Genomic DNA, 21931 nt, shown 5'->3' on the forward strand with positions numbered 1-21931 from the left:
TCGAAATGGGAATGAGAAGTTCCAGTTTGTCTTGTTGTTCTAATAAAACACTTGTGCAAGACCAAGTATGTACAGACTGGTCTATTACAGGTGCTGGTACTCAAATTGTATATACAAATAATATCACGCAAGAAGTATATGGTTCAGGTTACGTGAAATATGATGTAGGTGCCAACCCGATTACAGTTGATTTTTTAGTAGGTGCAACAGTAGTTGATACAATTACTGTACAACCACAAAGTAGTGGTACTTTCACTGTCCGATATTTTACTACTGTCCGAATTACTACGACAGGAACGACTGTTAATCAAGGTGAGTTTTGTATTACAGTACGTTATCCAATCTCATAAAAAGCATACCGTAAACGGTATGCTTTTTATATTAAGGAAATAATGAAATTGGTATTCTATAAGCAACATGTAAATTCACAACAGTACTTGCCTTCTAAATATAGTGAAGGATTACTTGTTATATTGATAATATTGACCGACTGTAGGTCTTTTCCTGTGTACGATATTGTATTACCAGGAAACACAGTGAAAATATTGGTTACTGTTCCAACAATTTGAATTGTAATTGCTTCGGTGCTGCTAGTACTATTGTAAACCGAGACAGTACCTGATATAAGTAGTATCCCATCACTTTGCCATAGTATCATTGATTGTGATGCATCTTTGGCAGATGGGATGGTGTTATTAGTTATGAGGAAGTTCCCTGCAAATTCATTTGTTACTCGCTCGCAATTTGGATTTGGAGGAGGGGGCGGTGGACAAGGGTCTGGACAAATAATAGATAAAGGAGCGAAACAGCCGATATTTTTTTATTCTTCAATATACCCCCTCCTTTTAAGTTGTCTTTTATTACTATTAAATGTAAAAGCATGGCCGATGTGTTAAAAAAAGAAGGAAATATTAAAAATTAAGATTGTCTAATAGGCTTAAACCTTAACTTATCATTAGTGTTATAGAAAAGATTATATGTGAATAGTCATAGGAAAAGAATGATCAGACTCTTTTAGACAAAAGGTGGTTGTATACAATAGTACGAGGAATGTTGGACTTAATTTCTAATTAACTGTATATTTACAAAAATCTAATAAAGTTCATTTGTTATTTAAACGACATTAACATGTATTAGATAAAATAGCCCTTGTAATGAATCAATTATTATGAGGAGGATTCAAGTGGACAGAAATGCTTTAAGAAAAGTAAAAGGCCTTATTGGATTATTAATGGTTTTTGTATTAGCATTCGTATCATTTCCGTGGAGTACATCAGTCAAGGCGGAAGAGAAAAAGCAAGAAAGGGCATCAAGTGAGAAGAAGATAGTTTTTCCAGTTGTAAGTGATGTGCATATTAAAAACAGTGGAACAGATGATACATTTCGCTGGAAAAGAGCGATTGAACAATTTAATACACTAGCACCAAAGCAAGATGCATTTGTTATTGTAGGTGATTTCACGGATACAGGGTCAGTGCAGCAATATGATCGTTTCATGCAAGTGTATAATGAAAATGCAAATAAAGATGCCGTGAGAATGAATTCTCTTGGTAACCATGATTATTGGAACGGTTTATCTGTAGAGGGCGCACAGAAGCGTTTCTTAGAAAAAACAGGTATGGAATCAATTTATTATCATAAAGTGGTAAAAGGTTATCACTTCCTTGTTATGTCTCCCGAGAATGGAACAACTCATGGCTATTATTCGGACAAGCAAATTAATTGGTTAAAAGAAGAAATGGTAAAAGCACAAAAAGATGATCCAGAAAAACCGATTTTTGTATTTTTACATCAGCACATTAAAGATACAGTATACGGTAGCCAAGAATGGGGAACGCAAGATAGCGCAAAAATTAATGCAGTATTAAAAGAATACCCACAAGTTATTACGTTTTCAGGTCATTCACATTATCCGTTAGATGATCCGAGATCGATACATCAAAAAGACTTTACATCAGTTGGTACATCTTCAGTAAGTTATATGGAAGTTGAAGGTGGTAAAGTACAAGGGAATATCCCGCCAGGAGCTAGTACGTTAAGCCAAGGTTTATTAGTAGAAGTAGATGAAGAAGAAGTGACGATTAATCGCCGTGATTTCCATACAAATTCTTGGACAGGCGAGCCTTGGAAAATTAAATTACCAGCAAAGAAAGAAACATTTACACATGTAGAAGATCGTGATAAAGAAAAGCCTTACTTTGCTAAGGATGCAAAGCTTGCTGTATCAAATGTAACAGAAAATGCAGCAACAGTAACATTCCCACAAGCGTTGGACAACCTTCTTGTTCATTCTTACCGTGTACAAGCTAGAGATAAGCAAACGGGAGAAATAAAGAATAAATTGTTAGCATTCTCAGAGTTTTATCGTGATCCAGTGCCGAAAGATCTTACGTTTACGCTTGCAGGGTTAGATGGCGGGAAAACATATACACTTGAAGTCGTTGCAATTGATTCGTTTGGTAATGAAAGTGCGCAACCGTTAACGGCAGAAATTACTACGAAAAAAGATGATATTGATCCGAATGTAAAAGTGCCAAAGGCTGATGTTTTTGATGTGAATTTTGCAGATGGTACATTTAAAGACAATTCACCATTTGGAACAAATGGTGATGTGAAGGGCAATGTGACTATTGAATATGATAAAGCATTGAAAAAGAATGTTATGAAGTTAAACGGACAATCTAATACATTTGGATACCTTCCATTTTCAGCAGCACAAAAAGAGAAAGTAGCAAATACATTTACGTTAGAAACGGTATTTTCAATGAATCAAATCCGTGGACAAGGTATTTTGCAAAATACAGAGAGCGGTGGAATTGGATTTGAGTCTACAGGAAGCGGCTATGTTGAATTATGGGCTCACATTGGCGGCAGTTATAAACGTGTTGGAGTTCAATTAGAAGCAAACAAAACATATCACTTAACAGGAACGTATAACGGAAGTGAAGTAGCTATTTATGTCGATGGTAAAAAAGTAAATAGCCAACCAGCTACAGGAAAAGTGTATCATCCAAATGTACCATTTGCACTTGGAGCTGATCCTGATAGTAACGGCAATGGTGGTATTCCGTTAAACGGTAAAATCGCGCTTGCGAAATTATATAGTAAAGCGTTAAGTTCTTCAGAAGTATTAGCAGCGTACAATGAGTTTTCTAACCGTACGAAGTTAGAGCAAGTAAATGCGTTATTTGAAGAACTTGGAAAAGTAAAAGAAGTGTTAGCTGGTACGTATGAATTTGGTGATAAGCCAGGTCAATATTCAAAGGAAGCATTTCAAGAACTAGAGAAAAGCTATAATAATGCAAAACAAGTGTTTGAAAATGTAGCAAGTAATGGAGAGCAAATTGTTCAAGCGTATAATGAATTAAAAACTGCAAATCAAACATTTATACAATCTAAAGTAGTAGAACAACCGAAAACATTGAAAGAAAAATTACAAATTCATATTGAATCTGCAAAAGTAGTAGTGAAAAAGGCGCAAGCTGCAAACGTAACGGACGGTTCAGTGAAAGCACTGAGTCAAAAAATTACAGTGGCAGAAGCTGTAGTGAAAGATGTAAAAGTAAAAGATACACAGGTAGAAACAATGAATCGTACGATGGAATATGCAATTTCACTCGTTGAAAAAAGCATAAACAAGTAAGAGAGAAGAAAAGAAGCTTATCATGATAGGCTTCTTTTTTGTTATACTAAAAATAGCATAGAAAAAAGGAGCGAATAATTTGGAACAGAAAAAGCTAAAAAGAATTCTTGAATATGTATGGATCGCGGTTGTGCTCCTTGTAGGATATTATCTCTTAAAAGAGAAAAGTATTTGGGTTTTATTTTTAATGACTTTCTTATTAGCAGGACTAGGAACGTTATTTATTAACTTTTTCTTTGATAGTTTGAATGCCTGGAAGAATAAAAAGAAGGGAACGAAGTAAAGGAGGGAATATATGCAAAAGTGGAAGCTCATATATCAGGTGATTATTTTTCTATTGCTTGTAGGTATTGGAATGGTTAAATACTCGACATCAATAGGAAATTGGGCATGGTTTACAGCTTGCATCGGCATATTTTTCATTTTACAATCGTTGACGAAAAAATATAATAGTACAGAAAGATAGCTCGCCGCTAAAACGGCGAGCTATTTTGTTATGCTTTTTTCTTTTCATCATTTGTTTTTTCAATAGCTAAATGACTATGTTTCCTAGAGTAGAAGAAATAGAAGCATAAGCCGACTATAAGCCAAACTGCAAAGCTAATCCATGTTGTTTTAGACAAATTGATCATTAAATATAAGCAGCAAAGAATCGCGACAACTGGTAATACAGGTACGAAAGGTGTACGGAATCCACGTTTTAAATCAGGGTGTGTTTTTCGTAAAATAAGTACTGCGCAGCAAACGAATGTAAAGGCTGTTAACGTGCCGATGTTTACTAAATTCGCTAGCAAATGTAAGTCTAAAAGGCCTGCTAATAAAGCAGCAACAACGCCAGTAATCCACGTATTTAATAAAGGGATTTTTACTTTTTTATTTACACGTGCTAACGCTTTTGGAAGTAAACCGTCACGGCTCATCGCATACGAAACGCGAACTTGTCCATACATAACGACTAAGAGAACGGTTGTCATTCCAGTCATCGCTCCAACAGCGAGTAGTCCTGCAATTGTATCCTCACCAACGAAATGCAATGCAAATGCAACTGGATCAGAAACGTCTAATTGCGTATAAGGAACCATACCTGTTAAAACGAAAGATACAATCATATATAAAACAGTACAAATAAGAAGCGAACCGATAATACCAATTGGTAAGTCGCGCTGCGGTTTTTTCGTTTCTTCTGCAGCGGTTGCGATTGCATCAAATCCTAAGAAGGCGAAGAATACAGTGGCAGCTCCGGTAATAATACCATCGTATCCGAACGGGATGAACGGTGTCCAGTTTTCAGGTTTTACATATTTTGCACCTGCTACGATAAAGGCAATGATAACAGCTAGTTTAATAAGAACCATAATATTATTAATGCGTGCACTTTCACGTATACCAAAACTTAAAAGGCCAGTAATAAGAAGTAAAATACAGACAGCAGGTAAATCGATGAGACCACCTTTTCCTACGCCGGGGGCCGAGGCGATTATGGTGGGCAGGTGTATATTGAACCCTTGTAGTAATGATTGCAAATAACCAGACCAACCGACAGCTACTGCTGCAACGGCAAGTAAATATTCGAGCATTAAACACCATCCGACGATGAAGGCGACGACTTCTCCGACTGTCATGTATGCGTAAGTATACACACTTCCTGAGACAGGAATAGAAGAAGCAAATTCAGCGTAACAAAAGGCTACACAAGCACAAGTAAATGCAGCAATAAGGAATGATAGCATAATACCAGGACCAGAATGTTTTGCTGCAACAATACCTGTTAATACAAAGATCCCTGTCCCAATTACGGCGCCGATTCCTAAAAATGTTAAATCGAGTGCAGTTAATGTTCTAGCTAGCTGCTTTGGTGATTCAGTACTAAGCGCTTTTTTTCGTAATAATGACTTCACTTTGGACTCTCCCCCCGTTTTTTCATTTCCATAACTGCGACTATAGTATGAGTCCATTAAAAAAGAGTAAGTAAGGAAGTGGAGGTGCAGTTATGGTATGTAGTTTTTTAAAATTGCTGGATTAATCTTAATATAATTCAGAATATTTTGTCAAATAAAAATATGACAAATAAAATGCGGATCAATAGGGGAAACTACTTGCAGAAATGGACGGGGGTTAACGACCCACTGATTAAAGTTAAAGTAGGAGCAGATGCTATGTTATTTTATTTTGAACTTGTCGTCATTTTACTTTGTACGAAATTAGCTGGTGACATTAGTGTAAGACTTGGTCAGCCTTCTGTACTTGGTAAGTTAATTGTCGGTATTATTATCGGTCCGGCTGTACTTGGTATTATTAATAGTTCTGAACTGATTGATGAATTGAGTGAGATTGGTGTTTTGTTACTTATGTTTATGGCGGGACTTGAAACAGATTTAGAAGAGTTAAATCGGAATTTGAAATCGTCGTTTGCAGTAGCGGCCGGTGGAATTATTTTTCCTTTCATCGGTGGTTATGTAACAGGATTGCTGTTTGGATTAATACAATCCCATGCCATTTTTTTAGGGTTATTACTTTGCGCAACATCGGTTAGTATTACGGTGCAGACGCTACGTGATCTAGGAAAAATGAATACGAGAGAAAGTACAACAATTTTAGGTGCTGCCGTATTTGATGATGTCATTGTCGTTATTTTATTAGCATTTGTAATGAGTTTTTTAGGAACACAAGATGTGAATATAACACTGGTCATTGTAAAGAAAATTATTTTCTTTGTAAGTATTGTTTTTATTGCTTGGAAAGTCGTTCCTTGGATTATGAAAATGCTTGTCCCGCTTCGTGTAACAGAAGCGTTAATTAGTGCAGCTCTTATTATTTGCTTCTCTTTTTCTTATTACAGTGAAATGATGGGAATTGCAGGCATTATTGGAGCATTCGCAGCAGGAATTGCTATTTCTCAAACAGAGTATAAGCATGAAGTGGAACATAAAATTGAACCGATCGCTTATGCAATATTTGTTCCAGTATTCTTCGTAAGTATCGGAATGGAAATTACATTTCAAGGCATTGGAAGCCAGCTTTGGTTCATTATTATTATGACTCTCATTGCGATTTTCACAAAGTTAATCGGATCAGGTTTAGGAGCAAGGCTGACAGGGTTTAATCTCCAATCTTCTATTAGTATTGGCGCGGGGATGGTATCACGTGGTGAAGTAGCGCTTATCATCGCTGCAAATGGACTTACGGCGAATTTATTAGCGAAAGAAAATTTCACAGCGATTGTTATTGTTGTTATATTGACGACGATTATTACACCGCCACTTTTGAAGAAATATTTTGTATAGACGGGAAGGGCTTATCTGATGTAGGTAAGCTCTTTTTTATTCCCAAAAGCAATAGTCATATAGCATGAAGGGTTTGTAATTATGGTAAAATCTATGTATGTGATATGACAAGGAGAGGGAAGTGTGAAGATTACGAAGGAGAAGGTTATCGGTGTAATCGTACTTATTGCAGTATGTATACCATTTACTGCATGGAAAGAATCAAAAGTGAAAGATTTTCCGGTTTCTATTTTTTCGGAAGAAGCAGATGGTGAGTACGGTCAGAAGCTGAAATATACTGCTTTTTTACCTGATGTTGCGATTTGGATGAACGGTTGGGAAAAGAAGTGGACAGAAGGGGAAAGAACTGTTTATCAAAAAGGGAATCGCATTGTAAATGTGTTTCATCCTCCTGGCGATGATGGTTATTACCTTCTTGAAGCAAGAGAAAATAAGTGAACGCAACCGTAAGAAGTGGAGGTTAAATAGTGAAAGCTTCAACATTACTATTTAAAATTGAAAGTAATATGGATCAATTTTCACCAGCTGAGAAGAAGGTTGCCATGTACATAATGGAGAATGCAGAGATTGTACCGAATTTAACGACGAAAGAAGTGTCAACGAATGCAGGCGCAAGTGAAGCGAGTGTCGTTCGCTTTTGTAAATCGATTGGAATCGGAAGTTTTAAAGCATTTAAGATAGCACTCGTTCGTGAATTAACGATTGCTGATTATAATATTAACGATTTTTCAGTGATGAATACAGAAGATGGACCGTATGATTTATTTAATAAAGTTACTTATGTGAATAAAGCTGCAATTGAGGCGAGTGTTACTGCAATAGATAAGAGGGAACTTGAGAAAGCTGCAGATCTTATTGTAAATGCGAATAAAATTATATTTTACGGCGTAGGCGGATCAGCTACGCCAGCAATGGACGGGGCTTATAAATTTACGCGGCTCGGATTTACAGCGATGATGCTATCTGATTTTCATATGATGTTGCCGCTTGTGACAAATTTAAAAGAAGGCGATATATTTGTTGCGATTTCAACATCTGGTCGAACGAAAGATGTGCTTGAAATGGCGCAGTATGCAAAGAGACAAGGTGCAACTGTTATTGGAATTACGAAATTAGATCAATCATCACCCCTATATAAAGAAGCGGATATTCGCCTTTGTATGCCAGATGTAGAACAAGATCATCGTATTGCGAGTATTGCTTCGAGAATGACACAATTGAATATGATCGATGCTTTATATGTTATTACTTTCAATCGAATTGGTAATAAAGTATTGGATCAATTTATGGAGACGCGAGAAGAAGCGTTGCGGTTACGGAAGTTAAAGTAGAAGAAAAGATGAGGAGACTCATCTTTTTTTTATCCCGTAAAAGCCCGAGTGGTGCGGGCTAATAATCAGTGGGGATGAACAAAACCCCCACTGATTAAAGTTTCACTTTATTATCTTTGACAAAAATATGTCATGTCTTGAAATTTTATTTCATAAAATAATAAAGAGTTATTGATTTTTAGTTTCTTAAAGTTATAATAAAAGTGTGAAATATAATTTCAAAGAGGGTGGCAATATGTTAGAAAATTTATCGACAGAACATCGTAATGAGAAAACAATGAATCTGGATGAAATGAGTATAAAAGAAGTGTTGCAAAGTATGAATGAAGAAGATCGAACTGTTGCGTTAGCAGTTGAAAAAGAGATAGAACAAATTGAAAAGGTTGTACAGACTGTTATTAAATCTTTTGAAGAAGAGGGACGCTTAATTTACATTGGTGCTGGTACAAGTGGTCGTTTAGGTATTCTAGATGCAGTGGAATGTCCGCCGACATTTGGCACGGATGATAAAATGGTGCAAGGGTTTATAGCAGGTGGATTGAAAGCGTTTACTAAAGCGGTGGAAGGTGCCGAAGATCGCGAAGAGTTAGCGGAAGAAGATTTAAAAAGTATTGGATTAAATGAGAAAGATACAGTGATTGGAATTGCTGCAAGTGGCAGAACTCCTTACGTAATTGGCGGCTTGAAATACGCACAGAGCGTAGGAGCGAGTACAGCGAGTATTTCTTGTAATAAAAATGCTGAAATAAGTAAATATGCAAAGTTAAATGTGGAAGTAGAGACAGGTGCAGAAATATTAACAGGATCAACGCGTTTAAAAGCTGGTACAGCACAAAAATTAGTGCTGAATATGATTTCAACAGCTTCGATGATTGGTGTAGGAAAAGTATATAAAAACTTAATGGTAGATGTTCAATCCACAAATGAAAAGTTAGTAGAACGGTCAAAACGAATTATTGTGGAAGCAACAGGCGCTAGTTATGAAGTAGCGACAGAGTATTATGAAAAGGCAGAACGTAACGTAAAAGCTGCAATTGTTATGGTGTTGTTGCAGTGTGAATATGGGGAAGCACTGGAGAAACTAAAATACGCTAAAGGGTTTGTGAAGAAAGCACTATAAAATAATAGGGAGGGGGATTCTATTATGAAGAAAGAAGAGAGAATGGCCAAGGAAATTTCGGAGCAACTTGGAGGAATAAAAAATATTCGTAGTATTGCTCATTGTATGACGAGACTACGATTAACGCTTCATGATGAAAGTAAAGTAAACATGGACCTTTTGAAAAAAGTTGAAGACGTTATGGGTGTTATAGAAGATGAGACGCTTCAAGTTGTCGTTGGTCCAGGAACAGTAAATAAAGTAGCAGCTGAAATGGAAGGTTTGACAGGACTACGAATTGGTGAGGTAGCAGATCATCACCTTGAAGATATTGGGCAAGAGATGAAATCAGAGATTAAGAAGAAAAATAATACACCGGTGAAAAACTTTTTACGAAAAATAGGGAGTATTTTCATCCCATTAATTCCAGGTCTTGTTGCGTCAGGAATTATAAACGGGGTTGCTAACTTTGCGAAAAACGCTGGTGCTGATCCAAATGCAACGTGGTTACAAATGTTACTACTCATTGGCGGCGGTATCTTTACATTCTTAGGAATTTTAGTCGGCTGGAATACAGCGAAAGAGTTCGGCGGGACACCGGTTCTTGGGGCAATTGCTGGTATTTTAATTTTCAATCCGGCGATGGCAAACGTAAAATTGTTTGGTGAAGCATTAGTGCCCGGACGGGGCGGATTGTTTGCAGTTATTTTTGCAGCATGGCTTATGGTTGTAGTGGAAAGACAAGTTCGAAAAGCAGTGCCGAATGCAGTTGATATAATCGTGACGCCACTCATTACTGTATTAGTTGTAAGTATCGTAACGATGTTAGCCATTCAGCCATTAGCAGGTTTCTTATCAGATGGTATTACGAGCGGAATTAATGCTATTTTAAATATTGGCGGAGCATTTGCTGGCGCAGTACTTGCGGGAACATTTTTACCTCTCGTTATGGTCGGATTGCATCACGGTTTAACACCAATTCATATGGAATTTATTAATCAAACACACGTAACACCTTTATTACCAGTACTCGCAATGGCTGGTGCTGGCCAAGTGGGCGCAGCAATTGCGATTTATGTGAAAACAAAAAACAAACGACTTCGTAACGTAATTAAAGGTGGATTGCCAGTTGGCTTTTTAGGAATTGGTGAGCCGTTATTATACGGGGTGACATTACCACTTGGGAAACCGTTTATTACTGCTTGTTTAGGAGCGGCTGTCGGTGGTGCATTCCAAGCAGTTATGCAAACAGCTTCTCTTGGAATTGGCGTATCAGGGCTATCTTTAATTCCATTAATTGCTGACAATAAATATTTACTATATTTCTTAGGTTTAGTAATTGCATATGCTTTCGGATTTATCTTTACGTACTTCTTCGGATTTAAAGAAGAAATGGCAGAAAACATATAGAGAAAGGGATTCCTTTCTCTTTTTCTATTAATAGAAAGGGAGATTTATATGATCGGAGTTTCCATTTATCTTTCAAAAGAACGAGTAGAGAAACAAGAAGAGTGGCTAAAAGTAGCGAAGGAAAATGGGTTTACATCTATTTTTACATCACTGCACATTCCAGAAGATGATCCAAATACGTATAAAGAGTTAATTCAAATATTAGGGAAACAAGCTCTTGCACATGAAATGGAGTTAATGGTTGATGTTTCTCCAAAATCGTTACACCATTTAGGGCTAACATATGAAAATGTGGAAGAACTATTGGACTGGGGCATTACCGGTTTAAGAATGGATTACGGCATTGCGCCAAAAGAAATTGCAAGCGTATCTCATAAGATGAAAGTAGCTTTAAATGCGAGTACGATTACAAATTCATTTTGGAAAGAATTACTTGCAGAACATATAAGAGTAGAGAATGTAGAAGCATGGCATAATTTTTACCCACGTCCAGAGACAGGACTAGCAAAGTCCTTCTTACAAAAACAAAATCAATATTTACAGAAGTGCGGAATAAAGACGATGGCATTTATTCCAGGAGATGCGGAAAAACGAGGTCCGTTATATGAAGGGCTACCAACGTTAGAAAAACATCGCAATATGCGCCCGCTTGAAGCGTACTTAGAACTTGTTCAAGATTGTGGTGTTGATAAAGTATTGATTGGAGATATAAGCGCAAGTTTGGAAAGTATGCAAGAAGTAGCTAGTGCAAGTAGAGGGATTATTCCATTGCGTTACAAATCATTTATAACTGATAAAGAAGTATTAAAAGTGGTAGAGCAAGTGCATACAAATAGACTAGATCCAGCTCGTGATGTTATTCGATCTGTAGAATCAAGGGAAGGAAATAGAGTGGTGTTACAGCCGATGCATACAATTGTAAGAAAGAAAGGTAGTATTACAATTGATAATGAATTGTACGGTAGATATGCAGGGGAGATGCAAGTTGCCACACATGATTTACTTGTAGATGAGAAAGTGAATGTTGTTGGAATGGTTGTGGAAGAGGACGTTTCTTTGCTGCCCTATATTGGCGCTGGAAAAATGTTTCAACTTTTTTTATGCGATAGAATAAAAGCTTGAATTAGCGCTATTTTGTAAGAAAACATTATCTGTAAAACGGATAATGTTTTTTGTTTTCTTTAAAAAAGTATTTGACGAATGAAATAAAATACCGTATTGTTTTGACTTGTAAATAAAAGTTCACCATAACAAAACAAAAAGGAGAGTTCAAAATGAATCAATATATTGGGAATTTAATTATTCGTATCGTGTTAGGAGTTACGTTCTTTGCACACGGTTTAGCAAAGTTTCAATCAGGTATCGATAATGTAGCAGGATGGTTTACAAGCATCGGTTTACCAGGTGGCCTTGCATACGGCGTAGCAACTGTAGAATTAGTTGGTGGTATATTATTAATTATCGGTTTAGGTGTACGATATGTAGGATTGTTATTCGCTCTTATTTTAGCTGGAGCTATCGTAAAGGTAAATGGAGCAGCAGGTTTATTAGGAGATGGAAAGAATCCAGGATATGAATTAGATCTTGCATTATTATCAATGGGTGCGTATTTATTCGTAGTAAAAGCAGAAGGATATGTAGATCGTTTCTTAAAAGAGAAAGTAATGAAAACGAAGTAAATTTTATTTATAAATGTTGACTTGAAAAAGTATTGTAACTATAATGATTACAACAAATGGATTAAGAGTAAAACAATTTAAATATTTTTTTACACAAGATGTAACTATGTTAGTTACGTCTTGTGTAAAAATAAATAAACGGGAGGAAGTAATATGCCTAAATCAAATTTAGAAATTATTCAAAGCACGTATGAAGGATCAGCGTCTTCGAATGCAAAGCATTTAGCAGAAGCCTTCTCTGAAAAAGTGGAATGGACAGAGGCAGAAGGTTTCCCGTACGGCGGAACATATAAAGGCGTAGAAGCTATAATGGAAAATGTATTTAGCCGTTTAGGATCAGACTGGGATGATTATAAAGCAAGTGTAAATACATATCATGAAGTAAACGGAAAAGATGTAATTATTGCTGAAGGTATGTATTCTGGAGTTTATAAAGAAACAGGAAAATCATTTGAAGCAGAATTTGTTCATGTATGGCAACTTGAGAACGGAAAAATCGTGAAGTTTAAGCAATATGTAGATAGTCATATTGTTAGGGAAGCGATGAAGAGATAATGCTTTTTAAATGGATCGTAGGTATATGTATTACCATTATGGTAATCATCTCTTCTATAGTTGGCGGAAAGAAATTGCTTGCATATGTGGAAAAAGAAAATACAAATATTCAAATCGAGCGAGCGGCAAACGAAAAAGAGAAAAAAGCTGCAGAAGAAGCCCCGCAAATTAGTGAAGGTGAAATTATTTCTACTATGCATAAAATGGTGCACCAAAAGGTAAAATCCTCTGAAAAATGGGGATTTGTAGAAATGACAAAAAAGGAAATTTCTAATGTAAAAAGGGATATTGAAAATAGTACAGGTTTTCAATATAAAATGAAGTTACTTTCTATTATAAATAGATGGGAAAAAGGAGATTTTTCTCAAACTGTTGAGGATCATAACTTTTTATGGAGCCTTCAAGGTGGAGATACTGGTAAGGCGACGGAACGTTTATCGCCAGAAGAGGAAAAGCAGTATATAAAAGAAATGAAGAATAAATAAAAACATCGCCAACCCAGATGACGATGTTTTTTCATTAAGAATGTTTTCGCATTAAAGCTCTAGTTGGCTGAACAGCGACAGTTTTGAAATGAGAAAATAAATAACATCCTGTTACAACGACAATTGTTCCTAAAATTTGTATCCACGTTAATTCTTCTCCGAGAAATATGAATGCTAAAATGGCTGTGAAAATTGGATTGAAGTTTAGAAAAATACCTGATGTAGTTGCGCCTAATTTTTGTACGCCAATATTCCAAAATACCATACAAAGAACTGTCGAAATAAGCCCAGTATATAAAAGTGATGTGATGAAAGAAGTATTTATATTTGAAACAGTGAAGCTACCTATGTTAAACGGTAGTAATAAAATAACGCCGAAAATACCAGAGTACAACGTTGCCATAAGTGGTGTAGTTGTTTTTGTTGCCCATTTACTACAAACAGAATAGATTCCCCAAATACAAACTGCTGCAATCATCCATAAATCACCGCTATTAAAATGTAGTGAAAATAAAAGCGAGAAATCACCTTTTAATAGGACGAGGATAACCCCGAAGAATGAAAGAATCATGGATAGAATTTGAAGTGTATTTACTTTTTCTTTTAGAAATAATACTGAAAATAATGCGATTGAAATTGCATTCAATGTAGAGATAAGACCTACATTCGTAGCGGATGTTTTTTCTAATGCTAAAAATTGAAAGATGTTAAAAAGAGCGACTCCTGAAATTCCCATCAATATTAACGGAAGTATTGCGGTACGTGGTGGAAGGATTTTCTTTTCTTTAAACCATACCATTGGTAATAAACAAACAATCGCAATCATCCACCTTAAATTTGTCAGTGTCATCGGTGATGCATGATTGACGAGTGATTTTCCAACGACGAAATTTCCTCCCCATAATAAGCTCGTTAGTAATAGTAAAAAGACGTAAAAATAAGGCATGCTAAAATCCCCTTTTTTGTAATCAATACGAATTGTAAATAATTTTAGCATTTTTCTTTATTGTGTAATATATTCTTTTGTATAATGGTGAAAACTCGATAAAACATTTAGTATAAAATGGTATTTGCAGAAAAATATTCAGTTTTATATAAATTATAAGTTGTTTTTTCGAATAATCATCGGTAAGAAAAAAGGGGGAATTGTAATGGAGTCGTCTGTTATTAAAGTGTTGGATGATTTGGATGTACAAATTTTAGATATATTGCAGAAGGAGTCACAAGTAAGTAATGCAGAGTTGGCACGTCGCGTTAATTTATCACCAGCTGCGATGCATGCAAGAATAAAAAGGTTAGATGGGGAAGGTTTCATCGATAAGCAAGTTGCGATTTTAAATCAAGAAAAGCTTGGGTTTGATTTATTATGCTTTATTTTTATGAGTACGAATATTCATCAATTTGACAAGTTAGAAGTGTTGGAGAAAGAATTAGAATCGATGCCGGAAGTGTTAGAATGTCACTGTTTAACAGGGGAGTACGATTATTTATTAAAGGTTGCAAATCGTGATCGTAAAGAACTAGAGCAGTTTATTAGAAAGCTGAATAAGCTTGGTATTACAAGGATACAGACAAGTTTAGCACTTCGTGAAATTAAATATTCGACGGTATTGCCGATACGAGATGAGGAACCGAGCATCGATTAGATTGCTTGGTTTTTTGTTTGTATAAATTGATTGACGAGGAGAAAAGAGAGATGTATTATTATATAAAATTATGAATTAAAATTCATTTTAAGTTATAAATATTAATATTGAGGGGCAAGGGATGTAATATGAAAATCTGTAATGCGGTGACGAGTGATGTGAAAGAAATTTATAGTCTTATTGAGGTTTATGCAAAAGAGGGAGTTGTTTTACCACGTTCTCTTTTGTCTCTTTATCAATATTTGCAATGTTTATATGTTATGAAAGAAGACGAGAGAATTGTTGGAGTTGCTGGTTTACATGTATTAGGGGAGGACCTAGCAGAAGTCCGGTCGTTAGTCGTTTCGCATACATATGCAGGAAAAGGGATTGGACGTATGTTAGTGAATCATGTCATGAATGAAGCTGCGAAAATAAAAGTGAGTAGAGTTATTTCTTTAACATATGAAACGGAATTTTTTCAAAAGTGCGGGTTTGATTTTGTGAATAGAGATGCATTGCCAGAGAAAGTATGGATTGATTGTAGGCATTGTCCAAAGGTTGATTATTGTGATGAGGTGGCGATGATTCGGTATGTTGGGTGAATTTTTCAGACAGAAAAAGTCCCACTATTATTTACGTAATAGTGGGCATCTATGTTTTAGGGGAAATTAAGAACTTGAATTCGTTTTTCTTACTGCAAAATTATAAAGTGGATCTTTAAGTTCATAGTTATACGTTAAACCGTCAACAATTCCTACAACTTTATCATTATCATAAAGATCAAGCATAAATTGTGCCATTTGTTTTGCAGTGTGGAATGTTGGTGCAACATTATCGTATTGGAATTCATCAATATCAAATGAACGTTTCGCAAATTCTGTTTCAGTTGCAGCAGGAGCTAAAACTTTTGCTTGCAGTTTTGCACCTTGTTCTTTCAGTTCGTGAGACAACCCTTCTGTAAATGCACTTACATAAAATTTCGTAGCGCAATACGTAACAGCATCAGCAACAATCGTGTATCCGCCGCCCGATGAAACGTTAATAAGTTGTGTTCCGTCAACCATTGAATAATCTCGAACGAAAAGAGAAGAGAGTATTGTTAGTGCTTCTATATTGACATGCAACATCGTCTCGATTTTATTTAAATTTTGTTCGGCAATTGAGGCGAAATTACCAAAACCTGCGTTATTAATCCACGTTTCAATTTGAAAAGCTTGTAGGCTTTCATAAAGTTTATAAACATCTTCAGTAACAGATAAATCAGTTCTTCGAATGACAACATCCAATTCTGGATGCATTTCGTTAATTTTTAATTTTAATCCGTCTAATTCTTCTTGTCTTCGAGCTACAAGTACTAAATTTTTTCCACGAGATGCAAATGCTAAAGCTGCTTCATAACCAATTCCGGAACTTGCGCCAGTAATAACAGTGTATTTCATATAAAATCCCCCTAAGTTCAAATGAATTTATTATGGTTAGATTGTATTTGTTAGAGTATACTCTAAGTCAAATGTTTTTTATAAATTTGATACGGTCATAAAATATATGAGGGTAAGCATGTGGAGGGAGTTTTAGTATGTACACAATTAGCGAGGTAGCAAAATTATTAGGCGTGAGCACACATACACTACGTTATTATGAAAAGGAAAATATATTAATTGCAAATCGTGATACAAATGGAAATCGACTTTACGAAGAGTCACATATAAAGTGGTTGCAGTTTGTAATGAAATTAAAACAAACGCAAATGCCAATAGCGAAAATAAGAGAATACGCTAGATTATATACAGAAGGGGAGCATACAACAGAAGCTCGTTTACAGCTCCTAGAAGATCATAGGAAATCTATTCAGATTCAAAGAGAAAACTTAGAAGTTACAGAGAAGATGCTCGAGAATAAAATTCGTGCTTACAAAAGCTCATTGGAAAATAAATAGAAAACAAAATTCGCTCCTTAGTTATAGGATAAACATGGATTTGATCTCATAGTGTGTTGGTAAATAAAGAAGAGCAGCTAGCAAAAGCTAACTGCTCTATTCAAGGGATCTCTCCAAGGGGGAGTGGAGAAAATATTATGTTACTAGCAGTATTGACAGATTATTGAGAAATATACAAATCAGATGAAAGAAATTTTAAATAAACTTTCGCCATTGACAGTTTTTAAAATGTTCATGTACAATATATATGAATGACATTCAGTCATTTTTATGTGACAGGATGCAGTTAGCTTAGAAATGGAACAAATACAATGGTAAATGAGGATGATAGTTGTTTTTATATAGTATTGATGAAAGAGTATATTTTTTTAAAACAAAAATGACTGATAGTCAGTCATAAGAGGGGAGAGGTATGAAAAATAAAGCTTGGTTATATGTCATATTAACATGTATCTTTGAAATTTTTTGGGTGTTTGGTTTTAATACAGCCAATACTTGGTGGCATTGGATTATTATTTTAGGAGTTATCGCTGTTGATTTTCACTTCCTTTCTAAAGCGTGTGAACATCTTGCAACAGGGACTGTATATGCTGTTTTCGCCGGAGCTGGTACGGTAGGTACTTTCTTAATGGATGTATTTCTTTTCGGTGGAAGTTTCAGTGTAGGGAAGTTATTTTTTATCGTGATGGTTGTAGCTGGCGTTATCGGTTTAAAGCTAGCTGATAATAAAGAAGAAACTGTGGAAGGAGCTGCTTAAAAATGGGTTGGTTTTTCGTATTTTGTGCTGCAATTAGTGAAATAGTCGGTGTGATAGGACTTAAAATGTATAGTAAAGATAAGACATTAGCCAATGGTGCGATTTATATCGGTGGGTTTGCTACATCCTTCGCATTTTTGTATACTTCCTTCTTATTTTTACAAGTAAGTGTCGCGTATGCGGTTTGGATTGGTATCGGAACAGCAGGTGCAGTTTTGTTAAACATGTTCTTGTTTGGTGAGTCGAAAAGTAAAGCGCGTATCATTAGTGTGTTTCTTATTGTATGTGGAGTGACAGGATTAAAGGCACTTTCTTAAAGATATATTGCATTTTTATCTCCTAATTGTTTATTAGGAGATTTTATTATAAAAAAACGATTTCCTCTTAGAGTTCACTATCATTGACAGTACAATCGATTATCTTATAAAATGAGTGACAGTCATTCAATATGCGTGTGAAAGGGTTTAGATGATGAATAAAAAAGAGAAAATTGTCTATGCAGCTATTGAAGTGTTTCAGGAAAAGGGCGTCGAAAAAACGAAGATTTCTGATATCGTGAAATTAGCTGGCATTGCGCAAGGAACTTTCTATTTATATTTTCCTTCTAAGCTATCTGTTATGCCTGCAATAGCAGAAGTGATGGTTGAAAAGATGATACTTGCAGTGAAAGAAAAAGTACAAAAAGATGTACCTTTTTCAAATAAAGTGGCACAAGTAATCGATGCGGTGTTTCAATTTATAGAGGAATACCGTGAAATACAAGCTTTAATGTATGCAGGTCTTGCATCTACTGAACATATAAAAGAGTGGGAAGCTGTGTATGAGCCTCTTTATATGTGGTTAAGCGAATTTTTAAGTGAGGCGAAAGAAGCCGGTGAAATTCGTGATTCGGTTCACGCAGAGCGAACAGCGAAGTTATTTATCGCTCTTGTTGAATCAGCAGCGGAACAAGTTTATTTATATGATCATAAAGATGATGAGCAAGTGGATTTGCAAAAGGCAGAAGTACTAGATTTTTTAACACATGCACTACATATAAAGAAGTAGTAAGATGAACCTGTCTGAAAAGGTAGGTTCATTTTTGAGGAAAACTGAATGATAGTCATTCACCTAATACTTATGTATGTGTAGAAGGATAGAGTGAAATTCTAATGAGTGGAGGCATCCTCACTCATTACTAGCCCGCAAAGAGCAGGATAAAGAAAAAGCTTCTTGGGTATTATTTTTTGAGAGGAACTTACGGGAAGAGGTGTTAAAAAGTGAAGAAACCGATAAAAGAACAAAAGATGGTATTGGTTATTCTTTTGAGTAATATATTTATCGCTTTTTTAGGGATTGGATTAATCATTCCGGTTATGCCGTCCTTTATGAATGATATGCATTTAACTGGGAAGACGATGGGCTATCTCGTTGCAGTGTTTGCAATGGCACAGCTCATTACTTCACCTATTACAGGCCGATGGGTTGATCTTTACGGTAGGAAGAAAATGATAATCATTGGATTATTTATTTTTGGTGTTTCAGAGCTTCTTTTTGGATTGGGAAAAGATGTATGGATGCTTTATGTAGCAAGGGTATTAGGCGGAATTAGTGCTGCTTTTATTATGCCTGGTGTTACGGCATATGTTGCGGATATTACATCTATTCAGGAGCGTCCAAAGGCGATGGGATACTTATCTGCGGCTATTAGTACTGGATTCATTATAGGGCCTGGAATCGGCGGATTTATTGCAGAATACGGTATACGTGTGCCGTTTTTCGTTGCAGTAGCAATTGCTTTTATAGCATGTGTGATTTCAATCTTTATTTTAAAAGAACCGTTAACGAAAGAAGAACTTGCAGAGATTTCTTCTAATACGAAAGAATCAAGTTTTATTGGTGATTTAAAGAAATCATTAAATCCAATGTATGCAATTGCATTTATTATCGTATTTGTACTCGCATTCGGATTATCGGCGTATGAAACTGTGTTTAGCTTATTTTCTGATCATAAATTTGGTTTCTCGCCGAAAGATATTGCAGCAATTATTACAATCAGTTCAATCTTTGGGGTAGTTGTGCAAGTATTTATGTTTGGCAAATTGGTAGACATGTTCGGTGAGAAAGTATTAATCCAAATATGTTTAATTGTAGGGGCAGTATTAGCATTCGTCTCAACTGTAGTCTTTAATTATTGGATTGTACTTCTCGTTACTTGCTTCATTTTCTTAGCATTTGATTTACTTCGTCCAGCTTTAACGACGTTTTTATCAAAAGCAGCTGGAAAAGAGCAAGGATTCGTTGCTGGAATGAACTCGACTTATACGAGTTTAGGTAATATCGCAGGACCAGCGATGGGCGGAATATTATTTGATATGAATATTCATTATCCATATGCATTTTCAGGAGTTGTTTTAATAGTTGGTCTCGGCATTACATTTATGTGGAGAGAGAAACAGTTGGCTGAGAGTTTTGCGAAGTAATAAAACCCCTTACGACGGTAAGGGGTTTTTGTTTTATAAACTTAATCCAAACCGTTTTAATTCAATAAAAATCCCCTCTAATTGCTTTCCTTTATCCGTTAATGTGTACTCTACACGAGGCGGAACTTCTGGATATACTTTTCTCGTTATAATGCCTTGAGATTCTAATTCCTTTAGTCGAAGCGATAATGTTTTTGGACTAATCCCATCCATTGATTTTTGTAAATCACTAAAGCGTAATGTTCCTTCGATAAGAAGATCACGAATGATTAAAAATGTCCATTTTGTACGAATTACATCAAGCGTTTTAGCGATAGGACAAGGTATGCCAGGTAAACCTTTCGTTAATTCAACTGGATCTATATTGTTCATGGAACTAGCCTCCATAAAATTTTTTTTGATGAATTTGCTTTATAGTATCACAAAACTATACTTTTGGTAACTATATGAAAAAAATATCACTACTTCCATAAAGGAAGTTAGTGCATATACAATAGCAATACGAAACAAAAAGGATTTATATAAGGAGGTGGTGATTTCCATGGGGATAAAAAAGTTACTTGGATTTCTTAGTTTGTTTGTTATTTGTATTGTGCTTGTAGCATGCGGCGCGGAACAAAAAGGTGAAGTTCAGTTATTAAAAGAAATGCCAAGGCCAAAAGCAATGACAATTGATCCCTCACTAAGTAAAAAAGAAGCGACAGAAATGGTTCATGCGGCGCAGCGTTTTTATGCATTTTGGGATACAGGTAAGGAGGAACTTATTCCGCAAACTGTTACTGAAAATTTTTTCGATAATACATTGCCGAAAGGGCGACCACAAGGCATTGAAGGATTAAAGTTTGCAGCGCAAAATTTTCGTAAAGTTGTGCCTGATATACATTGTGAGATTGAAGACTTATTAGTTGTTGGTGATAAAGTAACAGCCCGTCTTTCTTTTACAGGAACGCATAATGGTAAGAAAATTAATTTTTTTGCAATTGATATTTTACATGTGAAAGACGAAAAGATAACGGAAGATTGGCATTTAGAAGATAATCTTACACTACAGCAGCAACTCGGCTTAATAGCCGAAGGGTAGATCATATAGGGGAGAGAAAAACGATGAAAAATATATTTATTATAAATGGACATGAAAAATACGGTACAAAGGAAGGACGATTAAATAGAACGTTAGTAGATTATATGGTTACTGTATTAGGCGAGAATCATCATGTGAAAACAACAACGATTCAAGATGGTTACAATATTAAAGAAGAACAAGATAAGTTTTTATGGGCCGATGTTGTTATTTATCAAACACCGATTTATTGGTTTAGTGTACCGGGCTTATTTAAAACGTATATGGATGAAGTATATGAATACGGTTTGTTCTTTAAAGGTGCAGATGAATATGGAACAGGTGGTTTATTAAAAAAGAAAGAGTATATGTTCTCTACAACTTGGAATGCACCTGAAAAAGCATTTGGAGATAAGACAAAGTTCTTTGAAGGAGAAAGTTTAGAATCAGCGCTTAGTCATTTACACCGCGTGCAAAAGTTTCTCGGTATGAGTCCGTTAAAGAGTTTTGCTTGTTATGATGTGGTGAAGAATCCGGATATAGAGAAGTTTTTAGTGAACTTGAAAGATCATTTAGATGGAGTAATTAAATAATAGTATGTG

28 protein-coding genes are annotated in these 21931 nt (G+C 35.6%); 23 read left to right on the forward strand and 5 right to left on the reverse strand.

All coding sequences use genetic code 11. The features are described 5' to 3' along the window. The first annotated feature begins 5 nt into the window (after positions 1–5). Positions 6–350: a DUF3992 domain-containing protein gene (locus ACTFP3_RS00565; RefSeq protein ID WP_000525819.1), complete on the forward strand. Its 345-nt coding sequence runs from the start codon at positions 6–8 to the stop codon at positions 348–350. 56 nt (positions 351–406) lie between these two features. Here the strand turns inward: ACTFP3_RS00565 and ACTFP3_RS00570 are convergent, their stop codons facing one another. Beyond that, complete coding sequence (locus ACTFP3_RS00570) at positions 407–790, reverse strand: S-Ena type endospore appendage (RefSeq protein WP_231009435.1); 384 nt, start codon at positions 788–790, stop codon at positions 407–409. Here ACTFP3_RS00570 and ACTFP3_RS00575 point away from each other — a divergent pair. The 4 genes from ACTFP3_RS00575 (at position 702) to ACTFP3_RS00590 (ending at position 4109) form a co-directional block, all read left to right on the forward strand. Continuing rightward, positions 702–896, forward strand: a complete 195-nt coding sequence (locus ACTFP3_RS00575; RefSeq protein ID WP_368936484.1) for a hypothetical protein — start codon at positions 702–704, stop codon at positions 894–896. The two genes, ACTFP3_RS00570 and ACTFP3_RS00575, sit on opposite strands and share 89 nt — an antisense overlap. A gap of 287 nt (positions 897–1183) precedes the next feature. Beyond that, positions 1184–3643, forward strand: a complete 2460-nt coding sequence (locus ACTFP3_RS00580) for a LamG-like jellyroll fold domain-containing protein (protein WP_440009040.1) — start codon at positions 1184–1186, stop codon at positions 3641–3643. A 79-nt stretch (positions 3644–3722) separates the two neighbouring features. After that, positions 3723–3926, forward strand: coding sequence for a hypothetical protein (locus ACTFP3_RS00585; protein ID WP_000435803.1), 204 nt, complete (start codon positions 3723–3725; stop codon positions 3924–3926). Positions 3927–3938: 12 nt separating this feature from the next. Then, positions 3939–4109, forward strand: coding sequence for a hypothetical protein (locus ACTFP3_RS00590; RefSeq protein WP_001174840.1), 171 nt, complete (start codon positions 3939–3941; stop codon positions 4107–4109). Between the two features lie 28 nt (positions 4110–4137). On the opposite strand, the gene ACTFP3_RS00595 is transcribed toward ACTFP3_RS00590, so the two are convergent. After that, the gene (locus ACTFP3_RS00595; RefSeq protein WP_086385352.1) at positions 4138–5541 is read right to left on the reverse strand and encodes an amino acid permease; all 1404 of its coding nucleotides are present in this window, start codon (positions 5539–5541) and stop codon (positions 4138–4140) included. Positions 5542–5703: 162 nt separating this feature from the next. Between ACTFP3_RS00595 and ACTFP3_RS00600 the strand changes: the two genes are divergently transcribed. From ACTFP3_RS00600 to ACTFP3_RS00640, 9 genes are all read left to right on the forward strand, one after another. After that, the gene (locus tag ACTFP3_RS00600) at positions 5704–6927 is read left to right on the forward strand and encodes a cation:proton antiporter (RefSeq protein WP_061113410.1); all 1224 of its coding nucleotides are present in this window, start codon (positions 5704–5706) and stop codon (positions 6925–6927) included. Between the two features lie 123 nt (positions 6928–7050). Then, complete coding sequence (locus ACTFP3_RS00605) at positions 7051–7365, forward strand: hypothetical protein (protein ID WP_000704958.1); 315 nt, start codon at positions 7051–7053, stop codon at positions 7363–7365. A gap of 29 nt (positions 7366–7394) precedes the next feature. Beyond that, positions 7395–8258 (forward strand): MurR/RpiR family transcriptional regulator, encoded by an 864-nt coding sequence (locus tag ACTFP3_RS00610; protein ID WP_000648170.1) that lies wholly within the window; start codon positions 7395–7397, stop codon positions 8256–8258. Between the two features lie 235 nt (positions 8259–8493). Next, the gene (gene murQ / locus ACTFP3_RS00615; protein WP_000892348.1) at positions 8494–9378 is read left to right on the forward strand and encodes an N-acetylmuramic acid 6-phosphate etherase; all 885 of its coding nucleotides are present in this window, start codon (positions 8494–8496) and stop codon (positions 9376–9378) included. A 24-nt stretch (positions 9379–9402) separates the two neighbouring features. Next, positions 9403–10767 carry a PTS transporter subunit EIIC gene (locus ACTFP3_RS00620; RefSeq protein ID WP_440009044.1) on the forward strand — a complete coding sequence of 455 codons (1365 nt, stop codon included), beginning with the start codon at positions 9403–9405 and terminating at the stop codon, positions 10765–10767. 48 nt (positions 10768–10815) lie between these two features. Continuing rightward, positions 10816–11889, forward strand: coding sequence for a DUF871 domain-containing protein (locus ACTFP3_RS00625; protein ID WP_086411479.1), 1074 nt, complete (start codon positions 10816–10818; stop codon positions 11887–11889). Positions 11890–12041: 152 nt separating this feature from the next. Further along, positions 12042–12446: a DoxX family protein gene (locus ACTFP3_RS00630; RefSeq protein ID WP_001077751.1), complete on the forward strand. Its 405-nt coding sequence runs from the start codon at positions 12042–12044 to the stop codon at positions 12444–12446. 153 nt (positions 12447–12599) lie between these two features. Beyond that, positions 12600–13001, forward strand: coding sequence for a nuclear transport factor 2 family protein (locus tag ACTFP3_RS00635; RefSeq protein WP_071739646.1), 402 nt, complete (start codon positions 12600–12602; stop codon positions 12999–13001). Further along, positions 13001–13486, forward strand: a complete 486-nt coding sequence (locus ACTFP3_RS00640) for a PRK06770 family protein (RefSeq protein ID WP_086411477.1) — start codon at positions 13001–13003, stop codon at positions 13484–13486. The genes ACTFP3_RS00635 and ACTFP3_RS00640 overlap by 1 nt, the downstream gene beginning before the upstream one ends. A gap of 34 nt (positions 13487–13520) precedes the next feature. Here the strand turns inward: ACTFP3_RS00640 and ACTFP3_RS00645 are convergent, their stop codons facing one another. Then, positions 13521–14432: a DMT family transporter gene (locus tag ACTFP3_RS00645; RefSeq protein WP_086411476.1), complete on the reverse strand. Its 912-nt coding sequence runs from the start codon at positions 14430–14432 to the stop codon at positions 13521–13523. A 205-nt stretch (positions 14433–14637) separates the two neighbouring features. Between ACTFP3_RS00645 and ACTFP3_RS00650 the strand changes: the two genes are divergently transcribed. Next, on the forward strand, positions 14638–15132 hold the full coding sequence (locus ACTFP3_RS00650) for an Lrp/AsnC family transcriptional regulator (protein WP_000446095.1): 495 nt from the start codon (positions 14638–14640) through the stop codon (positions 15130–15132). A gap of 128 nt (positions 15133–15260) precedes the next feature. Beyond that, positions 15261–15716: an N-acetyltransferase gene (locus ACTFP3_RS00655; RefSeq protein WP_000686669.1), complete on the forward strand. Its 456-nt coding sequence runs from the start codon at positions 15261–15263 to the stop codon at positions 15714–15716. A gap of 66 nt (positions 15717–15782) precedes the next feature. On the opposite strand, the gene ACTFP3_RS00660 is transcribed toward ACTFP3_RS00655, so the two are convergent. Continuing rightward, the gene (locus tag ACTFP3_RS00660; RefSeq protein ID WP_440009048.1) at positions 15783–16553 is read right to left on the reverse strand and encodes an SDR family NAD(P)-dependent oxidoreductase; all 771 of its coding nucleotides are present in this window, start codon (positions 16551–16553) and stop codon (positions 15783–15785) included. Between the two features lie 137 nt (positions 16554–16690). On the opposite strand from ACTFP3_RS00660, the gene ACTFP3_RS00665 reads away from it, so the two are divergent. The 5 genes from ACTFP3_RS00665 to ACTFP3_RS00685 all read left to right on the forward strand — a co-directional run bounded on the left by ACTFP3_RS00665 (position 16691) and on the right by ACTFP3_RS00685 (position 20269). Beyond that, the gene (locus tag ACTFP3_RS00665; RefSeq protein ID WP_000288066.1) at positions 16691–17050 is read left to right on the forward strand and encodes a MerR family transcriptional regulator; all 360 of its coding nucleotides are present in this window, start codon (positions 16691–16693) and stop codon (positions 17048–17050) included. A gap of 412 nt (positions 17051–17462) precedes the next feature. Next, positions 17463–17807 (forward strand): DMT family transporter, encoded by a 345-nt coding sequence (locus tag ACTFP3_RS00670; RefSeq protein WP_000790626.1) that lies wholly within the window; start codon positions 17463–17465, stop codon positions 17805–17807. 2 nt (positions 17808–17809) lie between these two features. After that, positions 17810–18124, forward strand: a complete 315-nt coding sequence (locus ACTFP3_RS00675; protein ID WP_000539671.1) for a DMT family transporter — start codon at positions 17810–17812, stop codon at positions 18122–18124. A 151-nt stretch (positions 18125–18275) separates the two neighbouring features. Then, a complete protein-coding gene (locus ACTFP3_RS00680) occupies positions 18276–18854 on the forward strand; it encodes a TetR family transcriptional regulator (RefSeq protein ID WP_002023345.1) in 579 nt (192 codons plus the stop codon). A gap of 212 nt (positions 18855–19066) precedes the next feature. Next, the gene (locus tag ACTFP3_RS00685) at positions 19067–20269 is read left to right on the forward strand and encodes an MFS transporter (protein ID WP_440009051.1); all 1203 of its coding nucleotides are present in this window, start codon (positions 19067–19069) and stop codon (positions 20267–20269) included. A gap of 33 nt (positions 20270–20302) precedes the next feature. Here ACTFP3_RS00685 and ACTFP3_RS00690 read toward each other — a convergent pair whose 3' ends face one another. Next, positions 20303–20641, reverse strand: coding sequence for a winged helix-turn-helix transcriptional regulator (locus ACTFP3_RS00690; RefSeq protein ID WP_001059468.1), 339 nt, complete (start codon positions 20639–20641; stop codon positions 20303–20305). A 169-nt stretch (positions 20642–20810) separates the two neighbouring features. On the opposite strand from ACTFP3_RS00690, the gene ACTFP3_RS00695 reads away from it, so the two are divergent. Both ACTFP3_RS00695 and ACTFP3_RS00700 read left to right on the forward strand, forming a co-directional pair. Continuing rightward, a complete protein-coding gene (locus ACTFP3_RS00695) occupies positions 20811–21350 on the forward strand; it encodes an ester cyclase (protein ID WP_440009054.1) in 540 nt (179 codons plus the stop codon). 23 nt (positions 21351–21373) lie between these two features. Beyond that, a complete protein-coding gene (locus ACTFP3_RS00700) occupies positions 21374–21922 on the forward strand; it encodes an NAD(P)H-dependent oxidoreductase (protein ID WP_000789193.1) in 549 nt (182 codons plus the stop codon). The last annotated feature ends 9 nt before the right edge of the window (positions 21923–21931 follow it).

Origin of the sequence: Bacillus cereus group sp. MYBK5-2 (assembly GCF_051915685.1) — a bacterium.
Lineage (GTDB): Bacteria > Bacillota > Bacilli > Bacillales > Bacillaceae_G > Bacillus_A > Bacillus_A cereus.